This is a genomic window from Shewanella sp. NFH-SH190041, from assembly GCF_024363255.1.
Classification (GTDB): Bacteria; Pseudomonadota; Gammaproteobacteria; order Enterobacterales; family Shewanellaceae; genus Shewanella.
In genome coordinates this window covers 1965780-1978389 of record NZ_AP026070.1, presented here as the reverse complement: position 1 = coordinate 1978389, position 12610 = coordinate 1965780, and the positions used below count along the sequence as shown (strand labels likewise).

At 46.9% G+C, this 12610-nt stretch carries 13 protein-coding genes; 1 reads left to right on the top strand and 12 read right to left on the bottom strand.

Going from position 1 to position 12610, the window contains the following annotated elements; translation table 11 throughout:
* Positions 1–239 precede the first annotated feature (239 nt).
* Both NFHSH190041_RS08700 and NFHSH190041_RS08695 read right to left on the bottom strand, forming a co-directional pair.
* Positions 240–752, bottom strand: coding sequence for a GNAT family N-acetyltransferase (locus NFHSH190041_RS08700; RefSeq protein ID WP_261924835.1), 513 nt, complete (start codon positions 750–752; stop codon positions 240–242).
* A 155-nt stretch (positions 753–907) separates the two neighbouring features.
* A complete protein-coding gene (locus NFHSH190041_RS08695) occupies positions 908–1183 on the bottom strand; it encodes a hypothetical protein (protein ID WP_261924834.1) in 276 nt (91 codons plus the stop codon).
* Positions 1184–1590: 407 nt separating this feature from the next.
* Between NFHSH190041_RS08695 and NFHSH190041_RS08690 the strand changes: the two genes are divergently transcribed.
* On the top strand, positions 1591–2991 hold the full coding sequence (locus NFHSH190041_RS08690; protein WP_261924833.1) for a phosphatidylserine decarboxylase family protein: 1401 nt from the start codon (positions 1591–1593) through the stop codon (positions 2989–2991).
* Positions 2992–3227: 236 nt separating this feature from the next.
* On the opposite strand, the gene NFHSH190041_RS08685 is transcribed toward NFHSH190041_RS08690, so the two are convergent.
* The 10 genes from NFHSH190041_RS08685 to NFHSH190041_RS08640 form a co-directional block, all read right to left on the bottom strand.
* Positions 3228–4388, bottom strand: coding sequence for a helix-turn-helix transcriptional regulator (locus NFHSH190041_RS08685; RefSeq protein WP_261924832.1), 1161 nt, complete (start codon positions 4386–4388; stop codon positions 3228–3230).
* 75 nt (positions 4389–4463) lie between these two features.
* On the bottom strand, positions 4464–5417 hold the full coding sequence (locus NFHSH190041_RS08680) for an electron transfer flavoprotein subunit alpha/FixB family protein (RefSeq protein WP_261924831.1): 954 nt from the start codon (positions 5415–5417) through the stop codon (positions 4464–4466).
* A gap of 33 nt (positions 5418–5450) precedes the next feature.
* Positions 5451–6200: an electron transfer flavoprotein subunit beta/FixA family protein gene (locus tag NFHSH190041_RS08675; RefSeq protein WP_261924830.1), complete on the bottom strand. Its 750-nt coding sequence runs from the start codon at positions 6198–6200 to the stop codon at positions 5451–5453.
* 31 nt (positions 6201–6231) lie between these two features.
* Positions 6232–7380: an alkene reductase gene (locus tag NFHSH190041_RS08670; RefSeq protein WP_261924829.1), complete on the bottom strand. Its 1149-nt coding sequence runs from the start codon at positions 7378–7380 to the stop codon at positions 6232–6234.
* Positions 7381–7387: 7 nt separating this feature from the next.
* Positions 7388–8173 (bottom strand): SDR family NAD(P)-dependent oxidoreductase, encoded by a 786-nt coding sequence (locus NFHSH190041_RS08665; protein WP_261924828.1) that lies wholly within the window; start codon positions 8171–8173, stop codon positions 7388–7390.
* 412 nt (positions 8174–8585) lie between these two features.
* On the bottom strand, positions 8586–10655 hold the full coding sequence (locus tag NFHSH190041_RS08660) for a heavy metal translocating P-type ATPase (RefSeq protein WP_261924827.1): 2070 nt from the start codon (positions 10653–10655) through the stop codon (positions 8586–8588).
* Complete coding sequence (locus tag NFHSH190041_RS08655) at positions 10652–11011, bottom strand: YtxH domain-containing protein (RefSeq protein ID WP_261924826.1); 360 nt, start codon at positions 11009–11011, stop codon at positions 10652–10654. Before NFHSH190041_RS08655 ends, NFHSH190041_RS08660 begins: the two co-directional genes overlap by 4 nt.
* The gene (locus NFHSH190041_RS08650) at positions 11001–11306 is read right to left on the bottom strand and encodes a hypothetical protein (protein WP_261924825.1); all 306 of its coding nucleotides are present in this window, start codon (positions 11304–11306) and stop codon (positions 11001–11003) included. The genes NFHSH190041_RS08655 and NFHSH190041_RS08650 overlap by 11 nt, the downstream gene beginning before the upstream one ends.
* On the bottom strand, positions 11296–12027 hold the full coding sequence (locus NFHSH190041_RS08645) for a hypothetical protein (RefSeq protein WP_261924824.1): 732 nt from the start codon (positions 12025–12027) through the stop codon (positions 11296–11298). Before NFHSH190041_RS08645 ends, NFHSH190041_RS08650 begins: the two co-directional genes overlap by 11 nt.
* Positions 12020–12355 (bottom strand): HMA2 domain-containing protein, encoded by a 336-nt coding sequence (locus NFHSH190041_RS08640; RefSeq protein WP_261924823.1) that lies wholly within the window; start codon positions 12353–12355, stop codon positions 12020–12022. Before NFHSH190041_RS08640 ends, NFHSH190041_RS08645 begins: the two co-directional genes overlap by 8 nt.
* Positions 12356–12610: the final 255 nt, after the last annotated feature.

Sequence of the window (12610 nt, the reverse complement as noted above, 5' to 3'; positions counted from 1 at the left end):
GTTGCAGGCGACGTTCTTCGGGAAAAGTTACGGCAAGAACTTTATAGCCAGAGATTAACAACAAGTGAGTCTCAACAGTGCACTTTCTCAACAGGGTTATCTTACCCAAGACATAATCGCAGGGGATTAGCGCCGTGGTTTTATGGCGCTCTTTTGCTGCAATGTATAACGGTGATATATACTTTTTGCGGGGGGAGAAGTCTGATGCTTCTCCCCGACTGTATCGTCAGCACATTATTTTATGGCTTGCGCTCTAACTGATACAGATTGTTCATTTTACCGTACAGGGAAATCTGCTCTACCAAATTAAACCCCAGTTTTTGCAATAGCTGATTAGAACGTTGATTTTCCGGCAATGTCACCCCTTGAATGGCGGGTAAACCCAGTGAACTAAAGCCATGGGCCAACACAGCTCGAGCCGCTTCTTCTCCGTATCCTTGTCCCCAGTAGTCACTGAGTAAGGCATAACCTATGTCAGGACACGTTAACTCAGGGCGTTTTAGTAACCCACACATGCCGATAGGTGTCATACTGCCCTGCGTTAATAGCAAATTTAGGCCAAATCCCTGTTCACGATAACTTAGCATCGGCCCCTGAGTTAAATAACGCAGCGCATCATTTAAGGTACGTACCTGTTTGTCTGCGATATAACGAATAAAGGCATCCTGATTAAGCAACTCAATAATAAATGGCGCATCTTTCAACTCAAAATGGCGTACAACCAGGCGCTCTGTTTCACAGATAATTTGCATCGATCTTTTAATCCATCTAAAACAATGTTGATATAGCATCAAACTTGGTTACGGGATTTTATCACACTTGATTGCCCATACGAGATTAAGCATGCCAAACAACAGTACGGTGATGAGAACTTAAAGCGCTTTGATAAATTAACGCTTCGCTTGTTTTAGTCCAAAACACCATTTTCAAAATGGTAATGTTGCTGCCCTGCACAAGTGAATTGCTGAATAAACTCTGCTCTACTTTCATGGGCTTTAGTAACTTCAAACAATGTATTTTCAATTGCCCAATCATATACCCCTTGATTTAAAGGATACTGGGTTAATACGCCAGTTAGCTTATGCTGCGCTATCCAGGAAATGGCTTCACGCTTGTCCATAAATATACCTGAGGAAAAACGGCCGCCCTGACCATGAAATGCCCAAACAGATAATGATTGCATATTGATTATTTTCTACTATTAGCCTTATTAATATGATTGGATGATATCACATAGCATGACTTAATTGACTAGGTCAATAAGCAATTAACATATATCGACAAGTTACATTTTAGTCAGCAGTTTCATCTCTACTGTTTATTACAAACTTATATATAGTTTTATTTAAGCACTCTCTTACATCTGATTTAAATAATTATTCATCAGTCAAAATATCAGCACAACCTGTTTGATTTAAATTAGCCCTGTGTCATTGTGACACTATTATTAACGAAACCCATTTTACACTTAATGAAGCACAGTGAACCAATAATGAATTCGACGCCATCAAACCGAAAACCCCTTTATTATCAAGTCACATTATTCTAATTTTTAAGTCGTTTTTACTGTACTCATCATTGGAGAGTGATATGGCTTTACATAATAGTGATTCCCGTTCTGATACCAATTTACCTGCCATTGAAGGTGAGAACCTCAATATCCTTGATATTGAGAGTTCAGGTCCGGTACAAATGGGATTCTGGTTGCCTAACCGGGTGTGGGCAACAGCAAACTTCTTGGTTCCACTACGTCACCATATTGAACAAAAAAAACTGTCTGGCGCATTAGAGCCATTGCATCCTGAAATCCAACATTTTAAATCATGGGTTATTGGTCATAGCATTTATAGAATGCGCATTGCAGCCATGATTGAAGAATCCAATAATTTTATTCAAAGCCTTGACCGTCAAACCAAAGAGCAAATTAAACATGATGGTGATGCTATTTGGATTGATAGTTTCGATAGCTTTTTCGAGATTTTGAATGAAATTATTTGCACATCACCAAGCTTCAATACCTCTGCCATGGTTGGCACACCGATGAACGGCTTTCTAGCCGTCGCCATGGCCACTGAATCAGGTCTGGCACTGTTCCATGACGCAACCTTTAATAAGCACTTTAAACGGATTTTAAATGCTTGGAATACTTTCCTAAAAAGTGGTAAATCACTGGATAAACTGGATATCAGTGATCCAGAAAAAACCGGTTCATGGATTTCAAAAGCCGCATGGAATGCTGGGGTATGGGATCAAATGGTGCATGATAAAACCAAACCCGGATACGGTTATGCCTCTTGGAATGATTTCTTCCTGCGTCCATTTGTAGCTGGCGCAAGACCATTTCAGGGTGATGAGCAAACTCAAATCAATATTGGCTGTGAAACAACGCCTTGGCAATATGCCACTGATGTCGCACTGGAAAGCGATTTCTGGGTAAAAGACGTCAACTATTCCCTGCTGGATCTGTTCGGTGGTAAACAGCAGTGGGCAAAACTGTTTGAAGGTGGTCAAATTTATCAAGGCTTCTTGTCTGCCACCCATTACCACCGCTGGAATGCACCAATGAGCGGTAAAATTGTCCGTTCTTGGGTACAAGCGGGCACCTATTTTGCCCAACGTCCAGGTCAAGGTGAAAATATCGGTACTTGGGAAGGAACTGAGTCACAGCCCTATTTAGGTCAGGTTGCCACTCGGGCTATTTTCATTTTTGAACACCCACAATTTGGTTATGTGGCACTGATTTGTATCGGCATGGTAGAAGTTTCCACCTGTATGATTGAGCCAAGCTACTTTATTGTGAATGAAGGCGCTGAAGCGGTTGAAATCACTCGGGGCACCGAAATCGGACACTTTGAATTCGGTGGTTCAACCCACATGATGATTTTCCAAAAAGACAAAGCCGTACTGGAAGATTGGGCCGTCAATGCCATCAATCATCGTACTGATGCTCACCCAATTCCACTGGGCAGTGTGATTGCGACAGTGAAATAGTTGCAGTATCAACGCATTCGTTAAGTGAGTAAACGGAATAAGCCGCGAGGGGCTGGATGGATGATTATCTCCATCCAATGATCGCCAGCCAGTGTGTCACGGCTTATTCTATCTATCGCTTACGCGGATTTATTCCTGTTATCCTCTGTTACCCCCAGTTTTAGTACCTCTGCCAGCATGATTGCCACTCACAACAAGCGCACATAGTAAAAATCGCCACGACCTGATCGTAACACTTAGCTTTCGGTATATCCCAAAGGGGCAACACTGTTAAGGAAGATACGAACAAGCTCTGTTTGACGTCTAACGCCGGTTTTAGAAAAAATTGCCCTTAAGTGTGCTCTGGCCGTATTGCGGCGGATATTAAGCGCTTCAGCCGCCTCTTCCAATGACAAGCCATTGGCCAATTGTAGTGACAATGCCGTTTCTGCCGGGGTCAGCCCAAACAGTTTTTTAGCAATTTCACTGGACGCCTGTGACTTAGCCACTGAATCACGGATATATACCACGGCTTTATTGTGGCCGCGATTTTCTGCCCAGCTGGGGGTCGGCACCACTTCAATCACCACCCCAAGGTTCACCTCACCGGAGGGACGGTTAACTGACATCGCCTCAGGCAATGAAGGCTTTTCATGGTTACGGGCCCGCTCAAATGCCCCTTTGATCAGGTACTTGAGCTCACGGTTATCACTGGGATAAATCGCGGTGAGTTTACCCGCCACCACCTTAAGCCCATCAGCACTGTCTAAGATCTCCTTGGCAAACACATTCTGCTCTAAAATGCGCCCGCTCTCATCGATTTGAATGGTCGCAATCGATAAACGGCCAATCGCCTGCGAGAACATTGACCCGATGGACTGACTACGATCTAACTCTAGGTTGATGCTCAGCGCCCGGCGCAAATGGGGTACCAAAAACTGACACAGCGCTTTTTCCTCGGCATTAAAGTTTTCCGCCGCCTGAGGCCGGGTAATACGAAAACGCAGACTGCCTACCTCCGCAGCAGTAATATCCACCGCCATCACATGGTAGACATCATTTTCTTCACACCAGTGCTTGCGGTAAGAGCTATTGCGCCAATCGTCGTCATCCATCAGATCATCAACGGTAAACACCCTATCCGGGCGTTGATTAGCAAACGGAGTCAGATTGTGCCGGTAAGGCAGATATTGCACCTGCCCTTTGCCATTCAAATTGCCGCCAACGGCAATCATCAAGCCCAGATCATCTTCATCTTCGTGGGAGGGTAGTTTTAGTATCAGAGTAACAAAATTGGCATTAAACAGTTGGCGTAACTGCTCTAAGGGAGCAGCCCAGCAGGTTTTATTTTGGGCTGCGTCATAAATGGTTTCAACCAGACCGTTGTAACGTTCTAAATCCATGTTGATGTCCGCCAAAGCATCCTCCTGTTTTTATTTTCATCAAGGATAGGCAACCGCAACAGCCATCCAGCTGCTGCGGGGATCATCATGTTAGGCAAGGCTCCCGGTCAGTTCAGGTACCAGCTCATTAAGGTCACCTTCTAAGCCGTAATCCGCCACTTGAAAAATCGGCGCATCCGGATCTTTATTAATGGCCACAATGACTTTGGCGTCACTCATACCCGCCAGATGCTGAATGGCACCGGAAATACCCACAGCAATATACAGTTCAGGCGCAACGATCTTACCCGTTTGCCCAACCTGATAATCATTGGGTACATAACCGGCATCCACCGCAGCGCGAGATGCCCCCAGCGCAGCACCCAGTTTATCCGCCAACGGCTCAAGCAGTTGATGATAATTTTCACCACTGCCCATACCGCGACCACCGGATACCACGATAGCTGCCGAGTTCAACACAGGACGATCTGATTCAGTTATTTCCCGGCTGACAAGGCGGGACAACGCCAGATCGGCCGGGGCTTCTCCCCCGATACTGGCAGCACTGCCTTCCAATGCGACTTTATCAAAAGCCGTGGGGCGGACTGTCAGCACCTGAATCGGTTCCTGTGACGAACAGGTTAACATGACGTTACCAGCATATATGGGTCTGACATAGCTGCCAACCCCATTAATTGCAATAACATCAGAAACCTGCGCAACATCCAGCAGTGCCGCAACCCGGGGGGACACATTCTTACCAAAGCTGGTATTGGCACAAATGACTGCCTGATACCCCTGTTGTTGTACCAGTGATACCACCAGCGCAGACATATTTTCTGCCAGATTGGCTTCAAACTGTGGAGCATCCACATGGATCACTTGAGCCACCTGCGACACCATGGTGCATTGTGTGGCAAATTCACTGCAATTAAACCCTGCTGCCAGTAAGTCTATTGTGGCGCCATCCTGCCCTTCGGCCAGTTTTTGTGCTGCCGCCACCGCACTGAGGGTGGCATCAACCAGTTGGCCATTTTCCTGCTCGGCTATCACCAGAATTCTCATTTCGTTTCTCCTTACAATCTGCACTCTGGCGAATTAAAGTACCCGGGCTTCACTGCGTAATTTTTCAAGCAGTTCAGCAACATCCGAAACTTTTACCCCACCGCTACGCCCTTTTGGCGCGGCATAATTCACCGCCGTCAGACGAGGTGAGATATCCACCCCCAGCTCATCTACCGGCACTGTATCCATTGGTTTACGCTTGGCTTTCATAATATTGAGCAAAGAGGCATATCTGGGTTCATTCAAGCGCAGATCACAGGTAACGATGGCAGGCAAATTCAGTTGCAGGGTCTCTAAGCCCCCATCAACTTCACGGGTAACTGTCGCTATGCCCTCACCCGGAACCAATGCTGAGGCGAATGTCCCCTGAGACCAACCCAACAGAGCAGCCAGCATCTGCCCAGTCTGATTACAGTCGTCATCAATGGCCTGCTTGCCTAGGATCACCAGTTCTGGCGACTGCTGCTGCACGATTTTTTTCAGGCACTTGGCAACAGCCAGTGGCTCCAGTCCGTCCGGCGCCTCAATATGAATGGCCCGATCAGCGCCGACCGCCAATGCTGTGCGCAAGGTTTCCTGACAACCTTTACTGCCGATGCTGACCACGATTACCTCTGAGGCAGTACCCGCTTCTTTGAGTCGTACCGCCTCCTCCACGGCAATCTCATCAAAAGGATTCATAGACATTTTGACATTGTCCAGATCCACCCCTGAGCCATCGGATTTCACCCTGACTTTTACGTTATAATCCACAACCCGCTTAACCGGGACCAATACTTTCATCGTCTGTTCCTCTTACTTTCGGCCCGACTACTCAGGCCTCAACTGCCAAATCCATGGTGGGATAATCGTTATAGCCCTGTGCCCCAGGGGTATACAGGGTACGGCGGTCAAATTTTGCTAACGGCTGACCTGCAGCAATGCGGGCAACTAAATCCGGGTTAGCAATAAAGTGGCGGGCAAAGGACACCGCAGCGCCACGGCCAGCAGCAATGGCGTCAGCACCACTGGTGGGGGAAAAACTGTCGTTAAGGATCAGGGCGCAATCCCGTCCCGTATCAAGACAGGCCGCTTTCGCGAGCGCAAAGGCGTCTATCTCTTCAAGGGGCGAGCGCATAATATGCAGATAAGCTAAATCCAGTTTAAGTGCCTGACGCAGCAAGGTGTCATGCAAGGTTTTGGGGCAAGGATCGTCCGTATCATTAAAACGATTACCAGGATTGACCCTCAGTCCGACCCTCCCCGGGCCAAACACCTCAACCATGGCGGCGAGACATTCTAAGGCAAAGCGACAACGCTGCTGCGGACTACCGCCATATTCATCCTCACGCTGATTAGTGCTGTGACACAAAAACTGCATCGGCAGATAACCACTGGTGCAATGCAGCTCTACCCCATCAAACCCGGCAGCACTGGCATTCACCGCAGCCTGACGGTGCTGCTCGACAACCTCACTAATCTCATCCAGCGTTAACGCCCGAGGGCTATCAAACGGCTGCATACCGGCAGCATCTGTATACACTTCACCCCGAGCCTGCACAGCACTGGGGGCAATATGGTCGGTGGTCTCCCCTTTAATATGGTGGCTACCAATACGACCGGCATGCATAATTTGCAATACAATTTTACCGCCCTGATTGTGCACCGCATCGGTAACATCGCGCCAGGCTGCAATTTGCGCCGGGGTTTCAATACCCGGCTGACGATTATATGCCTGACCGGCTTTGACCGGCCAAGTTCCTTCAGCCACAATCAGCCCGGCACTGGCGCGATCCTGGTAATGTGTCACCATCTCTGGCGTTGGTACGCCATCGGCTGATGCCCGGTTCCGGGTCATGGGAGCCATAATGACCCGATTAGACAAAGCCAATGTGCCTAAGGTAACCGGCGTGAGTAATGGGTTGCACTTTTCATGCACATGACTGTTAACGTCGTGAGGCGATGGGGTATTAGTGGTCATCATGGCATCCTTAATCTAATGCGGTAACCAACACGGCCGAGCGACCACCATCAACCGGTAAACTGACACCGGTAATATAAGCGGCATCATCGCTGGCTAGAAACGCAATCGCTGCCGCCAGCTCATCGGGCTGCCCGACTCGGCCCATCGGGATCAATTTCTCCGTATTATGGCGGGCAGCTTCATCGGCAAGCATGCCCGCTGTGGCTGGGGTTTCCACCACAGCTGGAACCACAACATTCACACGAATATTCTCCGCAGCGCCTTCTGCTGCAGCCGCGCGGGAAAAGTTATTCACTGCCGCCTTTGCCGCAGAGTACCCCGCCATCCAAGCCGTACCAAGCTCGCCGCAAATCGACGAGACATTGATAATACTGCCACCGCGTCCCTGCATCAGCTTCATCGCCGTGCGGGTTCCCCAAAAGGTGCCATCCACTGATGTGGCGAAATTGGCATGCCAGTCTTCAGTACTCATTTCAGTAATGGCACCCCAGGTAAAGGCCATGGCGTTATTAACGACAATATCTAACCCACCATATTGCTCAGATGCCCCCAGCATAGCTTGCACCAATGCTGCTTCATCACTGACATCAGCCACGACAGCGTGGGCATTTCCGCCCAGCGTGCGAATATTTGCCACCGCCTCATCCAACACTTGCTGACGGCGACCACAAATCACCACACAAGCGCCTTCCATCGCTAAGCGGCGGGCAGTTGCTTCACCAATACCTGTCCCGCCTCCGGTCACAAAAGCGGTTTTCCCTGTTAGACGCTGTGCTATGTGCTTATCCATCATTACTCTCCACTGTGTGACCCATTTTGATTATCAGTAGATACCCCACTATGACTAAAGTGCTACTCCACAGATTAGTGTCACTTATGTTCTATCTGAACATGCCCTATTAGGAATGGGATCAAAGGCACTAAGATATAGGTAGAAAAATCCACTGATTTTTATGTACATTGAGAGTAAAAAAGCCGCTGGACAGCGCCATCGTCCATTGAGACTAACGAGGGATGGTCAGCATCGCTATAAGTATTATGCGGCGCCATTTCGAAAATATATATTTGAAAATAAGTGCGGTGGTAAGGCAAGAGCAAAGCATTTCATTATAAAAACGCCCTGTGATTTTCACCTCAGGGCGTTCAATTTAGTCAACACTCGCTATTGTATGGGAAAGCCCGATAACAACAGTAAGTTGCACCTGTTAGGCTGGATTTTTAATGGCAACAGAGCGCCCTAAGATAGCAAGAGTCGTCCCATTGTGTAGCAGAGCACTGACCGAAGGGCTGAGCCAGCCCAACGCGGCAGCCAGCATAATCCCGCTATTAACATACTCAGTAATTTTAATATTGCTGTGAATCATATTCATAGCAATCTGAGCAAGTTGGTGAGTCTGTGCCACACCATAGAGTTTATCTTTCAGTAGCACAACATCCGCAGCCTGTCTGGCCAGCTCAGTTCCTCGACACATGGCAATACCGACATCAGCTTTAGTCAATGCAGGCGCATCATTTAGACCATCACCAACAAACATGACCTTATGGCCCTGTTGTTGCAATGAAGCAATAATACTGGATTTACTTTTTGGTGTTGCTTCTGCGTAAACGCGGTCTAACTTAAGCTCATCCCCCAACATATTGGCTTTATATGCCCTATCCCCGGAGATCATTACCAATTGTTTAATCCCCTGCTCACGCAAACTGGTTAATGTTTGGACAACATCTTCACGCAGATGATCGCGCAGACCAATCATGCCAATAAGCCGTCCTTGATGGGAGATAAAAATAAGATGGCGACCTTTTTGCTCATACGCATCAATTTCAGCTTCAAATTCTGTAAAATCAACGGCCTCATGTCGCTCAAGGAAATGACGACTGCCCATCACCAAGCAGTGGCCGTTAAGCGTGCTTTTTAGACCATGAGCAATCACATATTCCACTTCGCCATGTTCAATGTGCGGCAATTCATGATGTTTCGCGGCATTAACAATGGATTGAGATAATGGATGATTACTATGCTCTTCTACTGATGCAGTAATAGCGAGCAAATCCCGAGCACTATTGCTGTGACACAAAGGCACCACATCCGTCACTTCCATATCACCGTAAGTCAGGGTACCTGTCTTATCAAATACACAGGTGTCAATTGCTGCCAGCTTTTCAATGGCACTCCCACCTTTAATGAGAATTCCCTGTTGTGCTGCACGGTACATTATTGATTTAAAAGTTACTGGCGTACTGAGCTTAAGCGCACAGGAATAATCAACCAAAAACACTGAAGCAACTCGGTTAATATCCTGCGTTAATGCAAACACTGCCGCCCCAATCCCTAAGGTAATTTTTACCCGTCGATTGGCCATATCTTGAGTAACTTGTTGGATCTCGCTTTTTTCTCCCAGCGAATCATAAATCAACTTCGCGATCTGGGCTGTCGTGGCCTCACTCCCGACTTTTTCCACCCGCACTTTAATACTGCCTTCATGAATAGAGGTTCCGGCGTATACGAGGGCATCCAACTCTCTACGTACAGGTAAATTCTCCCCCGTCAGAGAGGATTGATTTACCAGTGCAGTACCATCAATCACAATACCATCAACAGGAATGGCGCTCCCCGGAGTCAACTCAATCACATCACCTTCTTGGAGTTGAGTTGAGCTAACCTGGCGTTTCTCTCCCTCTGGCAGTATCTGCCATACCATACAGTCCGTCGGATGCATCAAATCAGCCAGCAATTGATCACTATTGCGACAGGTTTGCTGCTCCAGATATTCGCCAAGACTGATCAAGCTCTGGGTCATCATGGCTGTCTGATAATCACCCCGCCAGGCAGACAGACCAATCGCGATGGCATCGAGTACTTCAACGGATACTTTTTTGTGTTTCAGTTCATTAAGACCGTCAAGCAAAGTAGGAGCAATTAACGTCGCGGTACTCAATGCCCCCCATTTTTGCGGCAACATTGCTGCTGACAAAGTACCAATAATATTCATGGCAATATCACCACGGGTAAATTGGTGTTCGTCCTTATCAGTCGCTTGGGACAAGGTCAGATCTAACTGTGCTAAACGCGCTTCCACCGTTTTGCTGTTTAGCAAATTTTTATCATATTCAATGACAATCGAGTAGGCCCCATCATTGACCCGCACATCTCGGATCCCCTGAATCGCCATTAAACTTTGCTTGATCCAGTCACCGATATCCCGATACTGTTTTAGCGCCACAACCTTGAAGCGAATTCGCCCGGGGAAATGGTGCTTAACCTGCAGCCCTATCATGCTTCATCCCTGTGCAGATTACGGTAATACTCAAGTTCTGCCTGGGTATCTTCCAGTTTTTCTTTCAGTTCTTCTATTTGACTATTAACAGCATGAATTGCCTGACCACCGGTAGCTGTCACGCCCTGACGCACTTTGTTATTCCCCAATAAAAACATCACCGCAGCACCAGCAGCAATCCCCATCGCAAAATGGGTTTTACTTTTGTGCGACTTTTCTGTGGTCAATGTTTGTTGTGGTGTCGCGGTTGGGTAATAAGGATGAACATGACTATGCCCATGGTAATGTCCTGGGTGGGGTACTGGACATGCATAAGGAACATAGTAAGAATTTGGATATACAGGTTTATTTTTCATTTTTAGTGTCCAAATAATGATCGAGTAAATAAATACCGGCAGCGCCGACAGATAAAATGGTCAGTAGGGATAATCCGGGTTTATCGGCCATTTTCTCAGCGGCATAGGTCGAGGCCCCGCTGATAGCGGCAGTTTTTACTGCCATTTTAGCCATATCCAACACCATCGTCTGATTAGCAACTTGCCCTTGCTGCAGGGCTTTTTTCTGATTAACTAATGCCGCACCAGCCCCTGCCATCGCACCTACCAATAGTGCTCGACTGACCAATCGACCAGAGTTCGAATTAGTTGCCATAGGGCTGACCATGGTCTGATTCTGATACTGTTTCAGCAACACCTTCAGTATGGTGCTCTCGGAATATTTCACTCTGAGGCTGGGCGCTATGCATCATCTGTTGGGCGTTTTCAGCCACCTGTTCCGCACCTGCCTGCTCCCCCGTTTTCAACAAATCACTGGCACCAGTAATCAACCCCATTAACTTGCTACGAACGGTATCATTATTAAGTAGCATGGCTGCCGCTGCGCCAACCATGGCGCCTTTCCAGAACTCTTTATCATTGATGCCAAATTTCCCTAGCATTGCTTTAAATGCGCCAGCATCTTCACCTAATACACCGTCAAAGAGGCTTTGAGCCTGCTGCATCATAGTGTCAGATGGCTGGCAACCCTCTGTCTGCGCAGATTGGCCCATAGGTGGGATACCCTGTGGATATCCCGCAGGATGTGGCATCTGAGGATAATAATATGGCGGCATCGCAATCGCGGGATACACCGGCATATGAGGGTAAGCGCCATGATGATGCATATGGTGAATCGCCCGAGGATCTGGCATCGCTGCCGGATGGCTCCATGCAGGGGTTCCCATACCAGGCGGATATGACTGTGGCGCGTAAGGGTATGAACCACAATGCGCATACTGAGGCGGATAATTCGGCACTTGTTGACCGGATTCCTGCTGCATGCTGTCATCTTGTGTGTAGGGGGCATAATAGCCATGAGGTGGATGATTATACATTCTTCTCTCCATCTAAATTTAATTGTTGAGCAATGGCATAACATGCCAATTCTGCATCTTTTTCCGAACCAGAAAATAAACTATCAATCCATTCTGGACGAATAACGCCGATGTCATACTCAATTAAAATACTGTGTGTAGTATTATTGATTTTGTAATTTTTAAACGCTGGAATTGCCGCAATGGCTTGCTCAATTTTATCAGTATTAAATGATACTAATTGGGTCAAAATACCTAACTTATATTTCAAACGTATTCGACCCGGAATGTGATGATGAAGCATCACCCAACGTCTTAACTTTAAAACTTTAACAATATGATTTTGCATATTAGACCAGTTAATAAATCAACCATAGCGAATATACTAAAAAGACATCATAGGAATAAATATTTTCCAGCAATATTGGGATAAATTGATACCTTGTTAATTTGTTAGCAAAGTAACCCATTAGCAACATTAAGAAAAAACTACACTTTCACCATATAAATCAACAACAACACAATAAAACACTATAAAAAAACAACGTAAAAACAATATATTGAAAAAACCTTCATGGATTTATGCAATTTTGATCAACACTTT